This is a genomic window from Rhodococcus sp. P4_B6, assembly GCF_056402215.1.
Genome location: NZ_JBFUHV010000001.1, coordinates 169,919 through 187,674, shown reverse-complemented (window position 1 = coordinate 187,674; position 17,756 = coordinate 169,919). Strand labels below are relative to the sequence as shown.

Below are 17,756 nucleotides of genomic sequence, written 5' to 3'. Positions count from 1 at the left end.
GGGGAGACGGTGAACAGGAACTTCGCGTGCGAGTCGGTGAGCTGTTTGGCGATGTCCTCGGCGGTGTAGAGGGCGTTGATGGTGGTGGCGACGCCGCCGGCGCGCAGGATGCCGTGGAACACCGCGGCGAACGCGGGCACGTTCGGTGAGTGCAGGGCCACCACCTCACCGACCGCGAGACCGCGGGCGGCCAGCGCCCCCGCCACCCCGCCGATCTGGGCGATGAGCGACCGGTAGGTGATGACCGCACCGGAGGCGCCGTCGATCAGGGCGGGCCGTTCCGCATCCGCCGGGTCGACCCGACCGAACAGGAAATCGTAGACACTGAGGTTCGGGATCTCGACGTCCGGAAACGGGCTCTTGAAGCTCACGTGGGTCTCTCCCTCGAAGATTGCGGCGGGCTCCCACGCGCGAATGGCGGCGAGCCTCGTGGGTCGTCCGGGCAACCATAGGCCGTGACAGCCATCACTTCATCGTGGTGCGACACCGAAGATGTTTGTGGTCGGCCCACAGTCCCCTGGTGGGAATGTGTCGAAGGTCCGAATTCTGGCTGTAGCCTGGCCACAGCGGGTGGACAGTATCGGAGGTCGTGGGGATGACCACAGCACACGGCGCGATGCGGCCGTTCGACGACGCGGCAATCGATCTCGCGAAGTGGGTGCACGACCGCCATCCAGAGATCGCGCGAGCCGCCACCGACGCGATCTGGGCGGAACTGCCGTCCTACCGCGCCACCGGACTGTACGACGATGTGGTTGCCCACGTCACCGCCGTCTTCGGGGTGTTCACGACCAGCGTCATCGAACAACGGAATCCGCGCCTCGACGATTTCGCGTTCACGTCCGGGCACGCCTCGGAGCGCGTCGCGCACGGCATCTCCCTGATCGACTTCCTTCACGCGTTTCGCATCGGGCAGATCGTCCTCTGGTCGTATGTTCTCGAATTCGTCCGATCGACGGAGGGGCAGCAGGAAACGGCACTGAGCCTGGTCGAGCACCTCATGCGCACGATCGAGGCGGGCTGCTCCGCCGCCGCGACCACCTACCTGCAGGCGCAGCAATATCTCGTGGCCGACCAGGAGCGCATCGCACTCGACTGTCTCGAGGATCTGCTCGCGGGGAACGTGCCCGCCGTACCGGTCCGCCTGGAGGCGATGCGCCGGGCCGGGCTCGCGGACGGCGCCGGGTTCGTCGTCATCGTCTGCCGGGCAAGCTCGGAGGCGGACGACGCGGATCCGATCCTCGACGCACGCAGGGTGCTCTCCCGGCATCTGTCGGGGATGTTGGTGCCGTGGCGGCAGGAACTCGTCGGACTCGTCCCGCTCGAACGACTCAGCCCCGGCGCCCTGTCGCAGAAGGTCGCTCGCGCAGCCACCGAGCTCGGGACGACCCGGACCACAGCGTCGATCGGTATCAGCTCGACGCACCTCGGGTTCGACCAGACGGCCGAAGCGTTGCTGGAGGCTCAGGTCGCCTGCGACCACCTGGGAGGCCGGCGCGAGGTCCAGATCTTCGACGATCTCTCGCCGCTGGACTACCTGGTGCGGCGCGCGGACCCGACCGCGCGCCGACTCGTCGAGCCCCAGTTGCGCGCGTTCATCGCCGAAGACCTGTCGGCGGGCGCGATCTACATCGAGACGCTGACGGCGTACGTCGCCCACGACATGAACGCGAAGGAGGCCGCCTCCGCGCTACAGATCCACGTGAACACGATGTACTACCGGTTGGGTCGGATCGCCGAGCGCACCGGCAAGGACCTTCGGCGGGTGGAGGACGTCGTCAATCTCCTCCTCGCGGTCCGGATCGCGTCAACGGAGCCGCGCTGAGCGGTGCGGCCGCGATGCGAGATCAGGGGACGCGCAGGATCAGGGCGTCGCCCTGTCCGCCACCGCCGCAGAGGGCGACGGCGCCGGTGCCGCCTCCGCGGCGCTGCAACTCGAGCGCGAGGTGCAGGGTGATCCGGGCGCCGGACATTCCGATGGGGTGCCCGAGGGCGATGGCGCCGCCGTTGACGTTGACGCGTTCGGGGTCGACGCCGAGTTCGCGGGTGGACGCGATCCCGACCGCGGCGAACGCCTCGTTGATCTCGATCAGATCCAACGTGGTCGGTGAGATACCGGCTGCATCACAGGCTTTCGCGATCGCTCCGGACGGCTGGAACTGCAGTCCCGAATCCGGCCCGGCGACCATCCCGTGCTCGCCGATCTCAGCCAGCCACGTCAGGCCTTCCGCCTCGGCGCGCTCCTTGCTCATCACCACCACGGCGCAGGCGCCGTCGTTGATGGTCGACGCGTTGCCCGCGGTGACCGTGCCGCCGGCTCGGAATGCGCCCCGCAGCCGCGCCAGGGTTTCGGCGGTGGTGTCCGGCCGGATGCCTTCGTCGCGGCGCAGCCAGGTGCTCTCACCCTTGCGTGCGGGGATCTCGACGGGGACGACCTCGTCGTCGAAGACTCCGCTGTCCCACGCCTTCGCGGCGAGCTGGTGCGAGCGGGCGGCGAACGCGTCCTGGTCCTCGCGGGCGATGACGTCCCTGTCGTTGCCCGCCTCGGTGAGCAGTCCCATCGGCTGGTCGGTGAATGCGTCGTGCAATCCGTCGAGGGCCATGTGGTCGACGAGGGTGACGTCGCCGTACTTGAAACCGCCGCGCGAACCGGGCAGCAGGTGCGGTGCCTGGCTCATCGACTCCATGCCGCCGGCGACGATTACGTCGAACGCGCCGGACCGGATGAACTGGTCGGCGAGGATGATCGATTCGACCCCCGACAGGCACACCTTGTTGATGTTGAGCGACGGCGTGTTCATCGGGATGCCGGCCTTCGCGGCCGCCTGACGGGCGGGCATCTGCCCGGCGCCGGCGGTGAGGACCTGTCCCATGATGACGTACTGGACCCGGTCCGGGGCGACACCGGCCTTGCCGAGCGCCCCCTCGATGGCGATGGCGCCGAGGTCGGCGCCGGAGAATCCGGCGAGTGAGCCCTGCAGCCGGCCGATCGGGGTGCGGGCGCCGGCGACGATCACGGAGGTGGTCATGTGCGGAAGGCCTTTCGGGGGTGGGTTCGTCAGTTCGCGGCGAGGGTGCGGCTGATGACCAGTCGCTGAATCTGGTTGGTGCCCTCGAAGATCTGGGTGATCTTCGCTTCGCGCATGTACCGCTCGACGCGGAAGTCGCGGGTGTAGCCGTAGCCGCCGAGGACCTGCACGGCGTCGGTGGTGACCTTCATTGCGGCGTCGGTGGCGACGAGCTTGGCGACGGACGCGTTGCGGGAGTACGGCAGGCCGGCGTCGCGGCGGCGGGCGGCGTCGATGTATGTGGCGCGCGCCGAGTCGACGGCGGCGGCCATGTCGGCGAGCAGGAACCCGAGGCCCTGGTGGTCGATGATCTTCTTGCCGAACGCGGTCCGTTCCTGGGCGTAGGCCACGGCCTCGTCGAGGGCCGCCTGCGCGAGTCCGACGGCGACGGCGGCGATGCCCAGCCGGCCGGAATCCAGTGCGCTGAATGCGATCTGCAGCCCCTGACCCTCCGCGCCGATGCGCCGCTCCACGGGCACGAAGGCGTCGTCGTAGTGCGCGGACGTGGTCGGCACGGCGTGCAGGCCCATCTTCTCCTCGGGCTTGCCGAACGTGAGTCCCTCGGTGTCCTTCGGGACCAGGAAGCAGGAGATCCCCTTCGAGCCCTCACCGGTGCGGGCGAAGAGGTTGTAGAAATCGGCGATGCCGCCGTGCGTGATCCAGGCCTTCGCGCCGTTGACGACGTACCCGCCGTCGGTCGCGGCGGCCTTGCAGGTCAGTGCGGCGGCGTCGGATCCGGCCTGCGGCTCGGACAGGCTGTAGGCGCCGACGGTGTTGCCGCCGAGCATGTCCGGGAGCCACTGCTGCTTCTGCTCGTCCGTGCCGAACGCCATCAGCGGGTGGCAGGCGAGGCTGTGGACGCTGACCGCCACCGCGACGGCGGCCCAGCGGGCGGCGATCTCCTCGAGCACCTGCAGGTACACCTCGTACGGCTGCGCGCCGCCGCCCCACTCCTCGGGGTACGGCAGGCTCAGCAGTCCGGCCTCGCCGAGGGTGGCGAACACGCCTTCGGGGTAGGTCTCCGACTTCTCGTGCTCGTCGACGATCGGCGTCAGGACCTTGTCGGCGACGTCGCGCGTGAGCTGGATCAGGTCACGGGCTTCGTCAGTAGGCAGCAAACGATCGACGGCCACGGTGTCTCCTCGAGAAGGCTACGGAAAGCAGTACTGGATTACGGCCCAGAGTACTGATTGCGAAATAGTACTGCAAGACACCTCCCAGTACTATTTCTGTCATGGAGCAGCCCACCCGACCCGGTTTCGCCACCCGACGGCGCACCCAGCTCTTCGACGCCCTCGTCGACCTCTTTCTGGTCGAGGGGTTCGCACACCTGACGCTCGACGAGATCGCGAACCGGCTGCGCTGCTCGAAGTCGACGCTCTACACCCTCGCCGGCAGCAAGGAGCAGCTGGTCCGGGCCGSCACGGTGCACTTCTTCCGCCGCGCGACCGAGGACGTCGAGTCGCGCATCGAGCCGATCGGCGGGGCCCGCGAGCGGATCACCGCGTACCTGTCGGCCGTCGGCAACGCACTCGCGGCCGCGTCCGACCAGTTCATGGCCGACCTCGACGCCTTCCCCCCGGCACGGGAGGTCTACGAACGGAACACGCAGTTCGCGGCCGGTCGGGTCCAGGAGTTGATCACCGAGGGCGTCGCCGCCGGCGACTTCCGCGACGTGCACGCCGCGTTCGCCGCCGACCTCGCCGCCACCATGATGGTCCGCATCCAGCAACGCGGGGTCCGCGACAGCACCGGGCTCGACGACGCGCACGCGTACGCCGAACTCGCCGCCATCCTCACGGGCGGCATCAGCGCCTGAGCCGGGTCACCAAGGTGTGGTGGTCGGGCGTCCACTCCGGCTTGGAATGGATGGAACCTGCATTGGCCGCGATCCGGATCGCAGCTACGTTTGAACCTTGACGTCCTCTCGGCCGTGAACGACCGAGATTCCCCTCGAGACTCGCGTCCCGAGGTTCCTGTTTCACCGACAGTCGCCACCCCGCACGTTATGTGCGAGGTGGTCTCACACCGTCTCCGCAGGCTGCCACCGTCAGTCCGACGGCCAAAATGTTCCTTGCCGCGTTCACGTCGCGGTCGTGGACGACGCCGCATCGGCACGTCCACTCCCGCACCGTCAGCGGCATCGTCGAGGCGACCGCCCCGCACACCGAGCAGGTCTTCGACGACGGATGAAACCGGTCGATCGCCACCACCCGGCGCCCATACCAGTCGGCCTTGTACTCGAGCATCGACCGGAACTCGGACCACCCCGCATCCGAGATCACCCGAGACAACGACCGATTCTTCACCATATTCCGCACACTCAGATCCTCGATGGCGRTCACTTGATTTTCGCGCACCAAACGAGTGGAAAGTKTGTGCAGATAATCGCGACGCCGATCGGCGATCCGACCATGAATCTTCGCGACCTTCARTCGGGCCTTCGCCCGGTTACGCGATCCTTTCTCCTTCTTGGCCAGCACCCGCTGCGCCTTCGCCAGCCGCTCACGRTCCSTRCGCTCRTGGCGCGGGTTGGTGATCTTCTCCCCCGTCGAGAGCGTGTACAGGCTCGTGATCCCGGCGTCGAGCCCGACCGCCCGATCGGTCGACGGGGCCTTGGTGATCGTGTCCTCGACGAGAATCGAAATGTGGTACTGACCACGAGCATTGCGCGACACCGTCACCTGCGACGGCACCGCCCCCTCCGGTAGTGGCCTCGACCACCGAATCTCCAGGGGTTCGGACTGCTTGGCCAACCGGATCTGCCCACCCCGGTAGGTGAAGCAGTTCGAGAAGTAGGTCGCCGACTCCTTCGACTGGCCCTTCTTCTTGAACTTTGGGTAGCGGGTCTGCTTGCGCCAAAACCTGTCGAACGCGCCCTGCAACTGCCGCAGCGATTCCTGCAGCGGTCCCTTCGACGGCTCCGCCAACCACTCCGTCTCGGCATCGCGTTTCCATCCGGTGAGCATCTTCGAGGTGTCCGCGTAGGTGACCCGCCGCTGCTCCTGCGACCACGCCCGCGTCCGCTCGGCCAACGCCCGGTTATAGACATACCGGGTGCACCCGAACGTCCGAGCAAGCTGTTCCGCCTGCACCGCAGTCGGATAGAAACGATACTTGAACGCACGCTTCACCACCCTCCCCGCCATGCCCCAGACACTAACCCCACGGTCCGACAAAACCCGATCACCGTCTAGGCCGCAAAGGACTGGTTCTCGTCATGTTGATCGATGCATTGTTGGCAGCCCTTCCGGCGGATCGTGTCGTGCGCGACCCCGACGTCGTCGCCCGGTACCAGCACGACGAGGCGGAGTGGGCGCCGTACGCGGCGCCGCTCGCCGTCGTCCGGCCCCGAACGGCGCTCGAAGTCCAGGCCGTCGTGCGCGCCTGCCTCGAGCACGACACCGCCGTCGTCACGCGGGGCGCCGGCACCGGCCTGTCCGGCGGGGCGAACGCGACCGACGGCTGCGTCGTCCTCGCGCTCGAGGGCATGAACGCGATCAAGGAGATCGATCCCCTCGAGCGGTACGCCGTCGTCGAACCCGGCGTGGTGAACGATCATCTCCGGGCCGCCTGCGCCGAACACGGACTCTGGTATCCGCCGGACCCGGCCAGCGCGCCGTGGTCGACGATCGGAGGGAACGTCGCCACCAACGCGGGCGGACTGTGCTGCGTCAAGTACGGCGTCACCCGCGACTACGTGCTCGGCATGCAGATCGTTACCGGCACCGGTGAACTCGTGCGCCTCGGACGCAAGACCGCCAAGGGGGTGGCCGGCTACGACCTGGCGGGTCTGATGGTCGGGTCCGAAGGAACGCTCGGCGTCATCACCGAAATCACGGTCAAGTTGCGCCCGCTGCAAGACCCGCAGCGCACGGTGGCCGGCTACTTCGATTCCATCGTCGACGCGGGCCGGGCCGTCAGCGCGGTGGCCGCGGCGGGGCTCACCCCGTCGGCGCTCGAATTGGTGGACAGGCAGTGCCTCATCGCCGTCGACGCGTGGAAGAAGATGGGACTGTCGGTGGAGGCGAACGTCGTTCTCCTCGGCCGCATCGACACCGCGGGCGTCATCGGCGACCAGGAGGCGGAGAAGATGCTGTCGTGCTTCGACGAAGCCGGAGCCACATGGTCTGCCGTGTCCACCGACCAGGAGGAGGCGGATGCGTTGTTCGCCGCGCGCCGCCTGGCCTACCCGGCGATGGAGCGGCTCGGACCGGTTCTCACCGAAGACGTGTGCGTTCCGAAACGGGCTGTCCCCGAGATGCTTGCACGCATCGAACAGGTCGGCATCGCCCACGAGACCACGATCGCCAACATCGCACACGCCGGCGACGGAAACCTGCACCCGCTGCTCATCACACCCCGCGACGACGAGCCTGCCCGCGCCCGCGCGCAGGCCGCCTTCGCGGAAATCATCGACGCCGCGCTCGAACTCGGCGGCACCGTCACCGGCGAACACGGTGTCGGTCTGCTGAAGATGGAAGGTCTTGCCCAGGAACTCGATCCGGTCGTGCTGGACATGCACCGATCGGTGAAGAACGCCCTCGATCCCCACGGAATCCTGAACCCGGGGAAGGTCTTTGCCCCGGGCCCGTGAGTACTTGTTAACCGCCGGCGGTTAACAAGTACTCACAGGGGGTGTGTCAGAGGCCGGCGCGGACCAGCTTCGCGGCGTCGACGAGGTTACGCAGCGACGCCTCCACCTCCACCGGACCGCGGGTCTTCAATCCGCAGTCCGGGTTGACCCACAACCGTTCCGCCGGAACCGCTTCGAGCGCCTCCTTCAGCGAGGCTGCGATCTCCTCCACGCTCGGCACGCGCGGGGAGTGGATGTCGTAGACACCCGGGCCGACGCCGAGATCGAACCCGACGGCGTTCAGGTCACCCAGGACCTCCATGTGCGAGCGGGCCGCCTCGATCGACGTCACATCCGCGTCCAGGTTCGCGATGGCGTCGATGACCTCACCGAACTCCGAGTAGCACAGGTGGGTGTGGATCTGCGTCGAGTCCGCGACCCCCGAGGTCGCGAGCCGGAACGCCCCCACCGACCAGTCCAGGTAGGCGGTCTGCTCGGCCGCCCGCAGCGGCAGGAGTTCGCGCAGTGCGGGCTCGTCGACCTGAACGATCCGGATCCCGGCGCCCTGCAGGTCGACCGTCTCGTCTCGGATGGCGAGGGCCACCTGGTTCGCCGAGTCCGCCAGCGGCTGGTCGTCGCGCACGAACGACCACGCCAGGATGGTCACCGGACCGGTGAGCATGCCTTTGACCGGGCGCTGGGTGAGGGACTGGGCGTAGGTGATCCAGCTGACGGTCATCGGGTTCGGACGGCGCACGTCGCCGTAGAGGATCGGCGGACGGACGCACCGGGACCCGTACGACTGCACCCAGCCGTTCTCGGTGGCGAAGAACCCGTCCAACTGCTCGGCGAAGTACTGCACCATGTCGTTGCGTTCCGGCTCGCCGTGCACGAGGACGTCGAGGCCCAGTTCCTCCTGCAGCGCAACGACAGCGGCGATCTCGGCGCGCATCCGGGTCAGGTACTCGGCGTCGTCGATCTCACCCTTGCGCAGCGCCGCCCGCGCCACCCGGATCGCGGTGGTCTGCGGGTAGGAGCCGATGGTGGTGGTCGGCAGCAGCGGCAACTCCAGTGCGGCCTGGGCCGGGCGGCGCTGATCCGCGGGGGAGCGGCCGGGGTCGGAGGACAGGATCGTTTCCAGCCGGGCGCGGATTGCGTTGTCGCGCAGCCGCGGGTCGGTGGTGCGGGTCGAGGCCGCCGCTCGGGCCAGCGCGAACTCCTCGTCCACCGTCTCCCGGCCCTCGGTGAGCGCGGTGGCCAGCGTGACCACCTCGCGGACCTTCTCGGTGCCGAACGCCAGCCACGACCGCAGGGCCTTGTCCACGTTCTTCTCGGCCTGCAGGGTGTACGGGACGTGCAGCAGCGAGCAGGAGGTGGACACCGCCAGCGATCCGGTGCTGCCGAGCAGGGTGCCGAGGGTGGTCAGGGCGTTTTCGAGGTCGGTGCGCCAGATGTTGCGCCCGTCCACGACACCGGCGACGACGTGCTTGCGGGTCAGTTCGGGAACCGCGGCGAGGGTGTCGGATCCGGCGACCAGATCGACGGCGATGCCCTCGACCCCGGTCGAGGCGATCGCGGGCAGGGCGTCGCCGAGGCTGCCGAAGTAGGACGCCAGCAGGATCGCGGGACGGGTTTCGACGGCGGACAGCTGGTCGTAGACGCGCTTGGCGGTGGCGATCTCCTCCGGGGTGCGGTCGGCGACCAGGGCCGGTTCGTCGATCTGCACCCACTCGGCGCCGGCGTCGTGGAGCTGGGTCAGCAGATCCGCATACAACGGCACCAGCTCATCGATCCGATCCAGCAGCGGCGCCTCCGAGCCGACGGCCTTCGACAGCAGCAGGAACGTCACCGGACCCACGATCACCGGGCGGGCCGCGATGCCGAGTTCGAGGGCCTCACCGAGTTCGCCGAGCACCTTCGACGCATCCAGGGCGAACGAGGTGGACGGGGTGATTTCGGGGACGAGGTAGTGGTAGTTGGTGTCGAACCACTTCGTCATCTCCAGCGGGGTGACGCTGTCGGTGCCGCGAGCGGCGGCGAAGTACCGGTCGAGGTCGTCGTCGATGCCGGCGACACGGTCGGGCAGGGCGCCGAGCAGGACGGCGGTGTCGAGGACCTGGTCGTAGTACGAGAACGTGTTGACCGGGATCGAATCGAGCCCGGCATCGCGCAGGTCGGTCCAGGTCTGCCGGCGCAGGTCGGCGCCGACCGCGGCCAGGGCGGCGGCGTCGGCGCGGCCCGCCCAGTAGGCCTCGACGACCTTCTTGAGTTCGCGGTTCCGACCGATACGAGGTGATCCCAGTACGGTCGCGGTGAAGAGGGTGGTCACGGTGTTTCTCCAGTTGCATGCAGGGAAGGACCACCACCGGCAGAAACGAGTACACCTCTCGAGCCCGAGACAAAGCATGCTGCGACACGAGGAGGCCTACACGCCCATTCCCCGAGGCGGTGGACCGTCGGGCACGGCGTGCCCGACGCAGTCGGCAGGTCTTCGGACTCGCGGGCACCCGGTGGCATCCACCGGACCTAGTGGCCGTCGCTTCCCAGGCAAAATGCCCAGTGCATGATGACGGCGGTCGTTCCCACTCACCGCTGCGGGACAGTCCCGGATTCTCACCGGGTTCCCTCTCACACCCCGAGACCCCCGGAGGGATTCGCGGTGCTTCGACGCCTGGTGCGGTCTTCGGGGCTCCTCATGACCGTGCCGGGCGAACCAGCTGCACCGGTCAGCATAGGGGACAACCCCGTCCGGGTGGGACACCACACCCGCTTCCCAGGGGAGACGTTCGGCTGAGGATCCCTCCATTCATCGCGGTGTCGCATGTGTGGTTTCTCCATAGTTTCGAGCTGATCCGACTCATAGAGTGGTCCACGTCACGTCACGTCGCCCGGTCGGGCGCGCCCACTCTTCAGGAAGCCGAGACATTCATGTCGCCTGTACTGCAGAAACCCGAGATCGAGGCGAGGGTGGTCCGGAAGGTCGCCCGGCGGCTCATTCCGTTCCTCGGCCTGGCCTATTTCGTCAACTACCTCGACCGGACCAATATCGGGCTGGCGAAGTTGACCATGAGCGCGGAACTCGGCCTCACCGAGACGATGTTCGGCCTGGCCTCCGGGCTGTTCTTCATCGGGTATCTCCTGTTCGAGGTGCCGAGCAATCTCGCGCTGCACAGGTTCGGGGCACGCCGCTGGATCGCCCGGATCATGCTCACGTGGGGGATCATCGCGGCCGCCATGGCCTTCGTGCCCAATGTGGGATCGCTGTACGGGTTGCGCATGCTGCTGGGTATCGCCGAGGCCGGCTTCTTCCCGGGGGTCTTGCTCTACCTGACCCTGTGGTTTCCCCGCGCCTACCGGGTCCGGCTGATGGGCCTGTTCCTTCTCGCGCTCCCGGTGTCGTCGGCGCTCGGGGCACCGTTGTCGAGCGCCATCATCCAATACTGGGACGGCCTGTTCGGACTGTCCGGTTGGCGCGTGATGTTCTTGATCGAGGGGATACCCGCCGTCCTGCTCGCGGTGGTCACCTGGTTCTACCTCACGGACCGGCCGTCGCAGGCCACGTGGCTGGATGAGGACGAAAAGGTTTGGCTCACTCGCGAACTCGAATCCGAGGCTTCGGAATCCGGTTCCCACGGGTCGGTGCGCCGGGCGCTGACGGATTCCCGCGTGTGGATGCTGGGCCTCGTCTACTTCGGGATCACCTACGGGCTGTACTCGCTCAGCTTCTTCCTGCCCAGCATCGTCGCCGGTTTCAAGAAGACGTTCGCCACCGATTTCTCGCTGTTCACCACCGGGTTGATCGTCGCGGTTCCGTTCGCGGTCGGCGCCGTCGCAATGGTGTTGTGGAGCAGGCACTCCGACCGGACGGGTGAGCGGATCTGGCACGTCGCCGTCCCCACCCTGATCGGAGCCGTCTCCATCCCGGTCGCCCTGTACATGCAGTCGCCGCTCACGACGATGATCGCGGTCACCGTCAACGCGGTCGGTGTGTTCTGCGCACTGCCCGTGTTCTGGTACCTGCCCAGCACATTCCTGACCGGTGCCGGCGCCGCGGCAGGCATCGCCGTCGTGAACTCGGTGGGCAACCTGAGTGGTTTCGGGGCCCCGTACGTCACCGGGTGGCTGTTCGACGCCACCGGGAACTCGCGCGCCGGCCTGTGGGTCGTGGGGGCGGTCATGCTCGTCGCCGTGATGCTGGTTCTCATCCTCAGATCCCGGGTAAGTGCCACGCGCAGTACCGAAGACGCCGATACCCGCGTGGTCACCGCGAGTCGTTGAGCATGCGCCCGGGGTCAGCGCTCCTCGGCGATCCGCTCGAGCAGTGGGCGGGTCCGGTAGGGGATGGCGTCACGCATGGCGACGGACACCGTGGTGCGCTCGATCCCGGGCACGGCGAGGATGAGGCCGGCGACGCGGTACAGGTCGTCGGCATCGACGGCGACCACGCCGATGTGCAGGTCTGCCGCTCCGGAGATGCCGACGACCTCGACGACCTCGGCGATGTCCCGCAGGTGTTCGATGACGTCCTCGAGGCGGTGCTGGTCGACGACCGCGGTGACGAACGCCTGCAGGGGGTATCCCAGGTCGCGGGGTGACACGCAGCGGTCCACGGGCGCGAGCACGCGCTGCTCCTCCCAGCGAGACATTCGTGCCTGCACGGTATTCCGTGCCATCCCCAGCAGGGTCGCCAGTTGGACGCCGGTTGCGCGGGGGGCGTCGCACAGGGCGAGCAGCAGGCGGGCATCGGTTCGATCGAGTCTCGTCATGTAGCGCAGTATCCCACACTCCCCATGCCGAGAGTTGGGCATTCTGCTTAATTTGATAGACAACACTTGCGCATGCTGGATCCCGATGTTTGCATGAGTACATCATTCTGACCGAAACGGTCGCACATGGGCGGCGGTGCCTCCCGTTCCATCCCATTCGGAGGTATTCGTGTTCGACAACGATGATGTGGTGCAACTCGTCACCGAAACCGGTGCGCGAGTGGATCATCCCGACTACTCCCGGTACGTCGACGACGTGGACGTCGCCGCGGTGCGCGCACTGTACGAGGACCTCGTCGTGGTGCGGCGCATCGACGCGGAGGCGACCGCGCTGCAGCGTCAGGGCGAACTGGGCCTGTGGGCGCCGCTGCTGGGGCAGGAAGCGGCGCAGGTCGGGTCGGCACGCGCCCTCGATCCCGGCGACTTCGTCTTCGCCAGCTACCGCGAACACGGGGTGGCGTACTGCCGCGACGTCGATCCCACCCACATGCTCCGGTTCTGGCGGGGGTCGACGCACTCGGGCTGGAACCCGTTCGACTACAACATGACAACCCCCGCGATCATCGTCGGCGCGCAGGCACTGCACGCCACCGGGTACGCGATGGGCCTGCAGTTCGACGGCTCCGACGGCGCCTCGATCACCTACTTCGGCGACGGCGCCACCAGTCAGGGCGACATCTCCGAGGCCTTCGGGTTCGCCGCGAGCTTCAACGCCCCGGTGGTGTTCTTCTGCCAGAACAACCAGTGGGCGATCTCCGAACCGGTCAGCCTGCAGTCGCGGGTGAGCATCGCCGCGCGGGGCCGCGGCTTTGGCGTTCCCAGTGTGCGCGTCGACGGCAACGACGTGATCGCCGTGATCGCCGTGACCCGGGCCGCGCTCGAGCGGGCACGGGAAGGCAGCGGACCGACCCTGATCGAGGCCGTCACCTACCGGATGGGCCCGCACACCACGTCCGACGACCCGACCCGGTACCGCCCGGCCGCGCTCGACGAGGAATGGAAACGCAAGGACCCCCTCGACCGCATCCGTGCGCTCCTCGAGTCGGCGGGCGCGATCGACGACGACTACCTCGCCGCGGTGCAGCAGCGCGCCGACGACACCGCCGCCGCGCTGCGCCGCGGATGCCTCGAGACCGTCGAGCCCGAACCGATGTCGTTGTTCGACAACGTCTACGCCGAACCCCATCCCCTCGTCGACGACGAGCGCCGCCAGTTCGCCTCCTACCTCGACAGTTTCGAAGGGACCGACGCATGAGCACAGCCATCTCCGCGGCCGCCCCGACCACGCTTCCGCTCGGCAAGGCCCTCAACGCCGGCCTGCGCCGCGCCCTCGAGAACGACCCGAAGGTCGTGCTCATGGGCGAGGACATCGGCAAACTCGGCGGCGTCTTCCGCATCACCGACGGACTGCAGAAGGACTTCGGCCCCAACCGTGTCATCGACACCCCGCTCGCCGAGTCCGGGATCATCGGCACCGCAGTCGGTCTCGCGATGCGCGGCTACCGGCCGGTGTGTGAGATCCAATTCGACGGGTTCATCTACCCCGGCTTCGACCAGATCGTCTCGCAGGTCGCCAAACTGCACTACCGCACGGGCGGCAACGTCACGATGCCGATCACCATCCGCGTCCCGTACGGCGGCGGCATCGGCGCGATCGAGCATCACTCCGAGTCCCCGGAGGGCTATTTCGCCGCGACCGCGGGTCTTCGCGTCGTCACCTGCAGCACCGCCGCCGACGCGCACACGATGATTCAGCAGGCCATCGCCTCGGACGATCCGGTGCTGTTCTTCGAGCCCAAGCGCCGCTACTGGGAGAAGGGGCAGATCGACCCCGCCGCCGAGACGGGGCCACTGCACAAGGCCCGGGTGGTCGCCCCGGGTACCGACGTCACCGTCGTCGCGTACGGGCCGCTCGTGACGACGGCGCTGCAGGCGGCGAAAGTCGCTGCGGATGAGGGCCGGTCGGTCGAAGTGATCGATCTGCGGTCCCTCTCCCCGCTCGACGTCGACACCGTCGCCGCGTCCGTGCAGCGCACCGGACGCCTGGTCGTCACCCACGAGGCGCCCGTGTTCCTCGGCATCGGCGCCGAGATCGCCGCCCGCATCAGCGAGCGCTGCTTCTACCACCTCGAGGCGCCGGTCGCCCGCGTCGGCGGCTTCACCGTCCCCTACCCGCCGGCGAAACTCGAACAGCACTTCCTGCCGGACGTCGACCGCATCCTCGACGCCGTCGACTGCACCTTCACCGCGTAGGACCAGGAGTTCCCCCGTGCCCACTGTCAAGACATTCCTGCTGCCCGACCTCGGCGAGGGCCTCACCGACGCCGAACTGCTGACCTGGCAGGTCGCGGTCGGTGACACCGTGACGCTGAACCAGAACATCGCCGAGGTCGAGACCGCGAAGGCCTCCGTCGAACTCCCATCCCCGTACGCCGGAACGGTGGTCGCGCTGCACGCGGCGGAGGGGACGACCGTCGACGTCGGCTGCCCGTTCATCGACATCGAGGTCGCCGGCGAGGAACCGAAGGTGGACCCCGCGCCCCCGGCCGAGCGGACTCCGGTCCTCGTCGGCTACGGCGTGGCCGAGGACTCGTCCAGCAAGCGCCGCCGCAGGCACACAACCGCCGCGGCCGCTCGCATCGGCGACCTTCCCGCCCCGCATTCGACGCGTCCGCTGGCCTCGCCGCCCGTGCGGTTCGCCGCGAAGCGATCCGGAGTCGACCTCACCGCGGTGGTTGCCACCGGGGTGCACGGTGAGGTCACCAGGGACGACCTCGAACGTCATCGCACCGCCACCCCGGTGACGACGCCGACGGCCACGCCCGTGCCCGACGCCGACGAGGAACGCATCCCGATCAAGGGCGTCCGCAAGCACACTGCGGCGGCGATGGTCCGCAGCGCGTTCACCGCCCCGCACGTCACCGAGTTCGTCACGGTCGACGTCACCCCGACCATCGAACTGCTGGCTCAGCTACGGGACACGAAGCACTTCACCGACGTACGCCTGACACCACTGACGTTGGTGGCCAAGGCCCTGCTCGTGGCGCTGCGCACCAACCCGACCCTGAATTCGTTCTGGGACGAAGGCGCGCAGGAGATCGTGGTCAAACGCTCCGTGAACCTCGGCATCGCGGCCGCCACGCCGCGCGGACTCATGGTGCCCAACATCAAGAACGCACACACCCTCGGTCTGCCCGACCTTGCGATCGCCCTGTCGGATCTGACGACCACCGCCAAGGAGGGGAAGACCGGACCGGCCGACCTGGCGGACGGCACCATCACGATCACCAACGTCGGTGTCTTCGGCATCGACTCGGGCACACCCATCCTCAACCCCGGCGAGGCGGCGATCCTGTGCTTCGGGGCGATCCGCAGGCAGCCGTGGGAATACCGGGGCGAGATCGCGTTGCGGTCGGTGACGACCTTGAGCCTGTCGTTCGACCATCGACTGGTCGACGGCGAGCAGGGATCGCGATTCCTCGCCGCCATCGGCCAGATCCTGTCCGACCCGATGACGTTGATCGCGCTGAGCTGAGCCTCCGTTCGATCCGACCTTCCGGCACGTCCGATGACGTGCCCGACCGAGGGAGATTCCCCATGTCTGACCAACCCGACGTCCTGATTCTCGGCGGAGGATCCGGCGGATACGCCTGCGCCTTCCGTGCCGCGCAATTGGGCAAATCCGTCACCCTGATAGAAGAGGACAAGGTCGGCGGCACCTGCCTGCACCGCGGGTGCATTCCCACCAAGGCGCTCGTACACGCCGCCGAGGTCGCTGACACCGTCGCGCACGCGTCGGCCCTCGGGATCGGTGCGACACTCGACGGGATCGACCTCGATGGTGTCCACGCGTACAAGAACGCGATCGTCGAACGCCTCTACAAGGGTCTGCAGGGGCTGGTCCGCAGTCACCGGATCGAGGTGGTCCACGGCACCGGTCGCTACGCCGGAGGCCGCACCGTCCACGTCGGTGACCGCACGATCACCGGCGCGGCACTGGTCCTCGCGACCGGTTCGGAGGTCCGGAGTCTCCCCGGACTCGAGATCGGCGGCCGAATCCTCACCAGCGACCAAGCATTGACGTTCCCCGAGCTTCCGCGGCGCGTCGTCGTGCTCGGCGGCGGTGTCATCGGCGTCGAGTTCGCCGGCATCTGGGCATCCCTGGGCGCGGACGTCACGATCGTCGAGGCGCTGCCCCGGCTGATCGCCGCCGAGGACGAATGGGCCTCGAAGCAACTCACCCGGGCCCTGCGCAAGCGCGGCATCACGGTCATGACCGGCACCCGGTTCGCGAAAGCCGTTCAGGACGAGCGCACGGTCAGCGTCACCGTGGAATCGGGCGACACGCTCGAGGCCGACCTGCTGCTCGTCGCGGTCGGCCGCGGACCCCGCACCGCGGGCCTGGGACTCACCGAGCTGGGCGTCGACGTCGACCCCCGCGGATTCGTCACGGTCGACGATTCCCTGCGCACCTCGCAGCCGGACGTGTACGCGGTCGGCGACATCGTCGCCGGACCTCAACTCGCGCACCGCGGATTCCAGCAGGGCATCTTCGTCGCCGAAACGATCGCCGGCCTGAGCCCGACCTTGTTGGAGGACAGCGTAATTCCCCGGGTGACGTACTCGAACCCCGAGGTCGCGTCAGTCGGGCTCACCGAAGAACAGGCACGCGAACGCCACGGCGACGTCGCCACCGTCGTCTACGACCTCGCCGGCAACGGCAGAAGCCAGATCCTCGGAACCAGCGGCGGCGTCAAACTCGTCCGCGCCGGAGCCACGGACGGACCGGTCGTCGGTATCCACATGGTCGGAGAACGCGTGGGTGAACTCATCGGCGAGGCGCAATTGATCGTCAACTGGGGTGCCTACCCGAACGAGGTCGCCGCACTCGTTCACGCGCACCCCACCCAGGCCGAGGCGGTCGGCGAGGCGCACCTCGCACTCGCGGGAACCCCGCTGCACAGCCACAGTTGATCGAGAGCATTCAGCTGTGTCCCTTTGGCAGGGTGGAGGAGAGGGGATGGCGTGTGACGGCATGGTGCCGCCCGCAGGCGAGGAAGAGGGGGGCTCCCCGGCCGCGGGCGGCTGTGGCCCTCCAGCCGAGGGGTGACCGGTCAGGGGGCCTCGCTGGTCCGTGGGGCCGCCGGGCCCGCGGATCAGCGTAGATGGTGGGTACCCGATATGTGCGGGACTATTCACCGCGGGGAGCAACGATTCGTCCGGGTCGATCCTCGAAAACGACTGGGCGAGTGTCCAGTTGTAACGGAAACCCGAAGTGCCGGCCGATCGAACCGACCGGCCGGTTATCGCGTCGCGTCCCCGTCCCACACTCGGGTAGAACGCAAG

At 68.1% G+C, this 17,756-nt stretch carries 14 protein-coding genes and 1 riboswitch; of the genes, 8 read left to right on the top strand and 6 right to left on the bottom strand.

Annotated elements, in window-relative coordinates; all coding sequences use genetic code 11:
* A partial coding sequence (locus tag AC1DWT_RS00860; protein WP_477919400.1) for an AMP-binding protein occupies positions 1-371 on the bottom strand: 371 nt, incomplete at its 3' end.
* Positions 372-595: 224 nt separating this feature from the next.
* On the opposite strand from AC1DWT_RS00860, the gene AC1DWT_RS00855 reads away from it, so the two are divergent.
* Positions 596-1,825, top strand: a complete 1,230-nt coding sequence (locus AC1DWT_RS00855) for a PucR family transcriptional regulator (protein ID WP_206013942.1) — start codon at positions 596-598, stop codon at positions 1,823-1,825.
* A gap of 22 nt (positions 1,826-1,847) precedes the next feature.
* Here the strand turns inward: AC1DWT_RS00855 and AC1DWT_RS00850 are convergent, their stop codons facing one another.
* Complete coding sequence (locus AC1DWT_RS00850) at positions 1,848-3,029, bottom strand: acetyl-CoA C-acetyltransferase (RefSeq protein WP_095861571.1); 1,182 nt, start codon at positions 3,027-3,029, stop codon at positions 1,848-1,850.
* A gap of 29 nt (positions 3,030-3,058) precedes the next feature.
* Positions 3,059-4,201 (bottom strand): acyl-CoA dehydrogenase family protein, encoded by a 1,143-nt coding sequence (locus tag AC1DWT_RS00845; RefSeq protein WP_095861572.1) that lies wholly within the window; start codon positions 4,199-4,201, stop codon positions 3,059-3,061.
* Between the two features lie 101 nt (positions 4,202-4,302).
* Here AC1DWT_RS00845 and AC1DWT_RS00840 point away from each other — a divergent pair, with 101 nt between their 5' ends.
* A complete protein-coding gene (locus AC1DWT_RS00840) occupies positions 4,303-4,887 on the top strand; it encodes a TetR/AcrR family transcriptional regulator (RefSeq protein WP_477919399.1) in 585 nt (194 codons plus the stop codon).
* A gap of 187 nt (positions 4,888-5,074) precedes the next feature.
* On the opposite strand, the gene AC1DWT_RS00835 is transcribed toward AC1DWT_RS00840, so the two are convergent.
* Positions 5,075-6,217: an RNA-guided endonuclease InsQ/TnpB family protein gene (locus tag AC1DWT_RS00835; protein ID WP_477919398.1), complete on the bottom strand. Its 1,143-nt coding sequence runs from the start codon at positions 6,215-6,217 to the stop codon at positions 5,075-5,077.
* Between the two features lie 71 nt (positions 6,218-6,288).
* Here AC1DWT_RS00835 and AC1DWT_RS00830 point away from each other — a divergent pair, with 71 nt between their 5' ends.
* Positions 6,289-7,665 carry an FAD-binding oxidoreductase gene (locus tag AC1DWT_RS00830; protein WP_206013940.1) on the top strand — a complete coding sequence of 459 codons (1,377 nt, stop codon included), beginning with the start codon at positions 6,289-6,291 and terminating at the stop codon, positions 7,663-7,665.
* Between the two features lie 46 nt (positions 7,666-7,711).
* Here AC1DWT_RS00830 and metE read toward each other — a convergent pair whose 3' ends face one another.
* Complete coding sequence (gene metE, locus AC1DWT_RS00825) at positions 7,712-9,973, bottom strand: 5-methyltetrahydropteroyltriglutamate--homocysteine S-methyltransferase (RefSeq protein ID WP_206013939.1); 2,262 nt, start codon at positions 9,971-9,973, stop codon at positions 7,712-7,714.
* A gap of 136 nt (positions 9,974-10,109) precedes the next feature.
* Positions 10,110-10,305: riboswitch (cobalamin riboswitch) on the bottom strand.
* 267 nt (positions 10,306-10,572) lie between these two features.
* On the opposite strand from metE, the gene AC1DWT_RS00820 reads away from it, so the two are divergent.
* Entirely contained in the window at positions 10,573-11,922 is a 1,350-nt protein-coding gene (locus tag AC1DWT_RS00820; protein WP_206013938.1) for an MFS transporter, read from the top strand.
* 14 nt (positions 11,923-11,936) lie between these two features.
* Here AC1DWT_RS00820 and AC1DWT_RS00815 read toward each other — a convergent pair whose 3' ends face one another.
* On the bottom strand, positions 11,937-12,410 hold the full coding sequence (locus AC1DWT_RS00815; RefSeq protein WP_072946680.1) for an Lrp/AsnC family transcriptional regulator: 474 nt from the start codon (positions 12,408-12,410) through the stop codon (positions 11,937-11,939).
* Positions 12,411-12,579: 169 nt separating this feature from the next.
* Between AC1DWT_RS00815 and pdhA the strand changes: the two genes are divergently transcribed.
* The 4 genes from pdhA to lpdA all read left to right on the top strand — a co-directional run bounded on the left by pdhA (position 12,580) and on the right by lpdA (position 17,384).
* Positions 12,580-13,665, top strand: a complete 1,086-nt coding sequence (pdhA, locus tag AC1DWT_RS00810; protein ID WP_206013937.1) for a pyruvate dehydrogenase (acetyl-transferring) E1 component subunit alpha — start codon at positions 12,580-12,582, stop codon at positions 13,663-13,665.
* Positions 13,662-14,663: an alpha-ketoacid dehydrogenase subunit beta gene (locus AC1DWT_RS00805; RefSeq protein WP_206013936.1), complete on the top strand. Its 1,002-nt coding sequence runs from the start codon at positions 13,662-13,664 to the stop codon at positions 14,661-14,663. The genes pdhA and AC1DWT_RS00805 overlap by 4 nt, the downstream gene beginning before the upstream one ends.
* Before the next feature lie 16 nt (positions 14,664-14,679).
* Positions 14,680-15,945, top strand: a complete 1,266-nt coding sequence (locus tag AC1DWT_RS00800; protein ID WP_206013935.1) for a dihydrolipoamide acetyltransferase family protein — start codon at positions 14,680-14,682, stop codon at positions 15,943-15,945.
* Between the two features lie 62 nt (positions 15,946-16,007).
* Positions 16,008-17,384, top strand: coding sequence for a dihydrolipoyl dehydrogenase (gene lpdA, locus AC1DWT_RS00795; protein WP_206013934.1), 1,377 nt, complete (start codon positions 16,008-16,010; stop codon positions 17,382-17,384).
* Positions 17,385-17,756 lie beyond the last annotated feature (372 nt).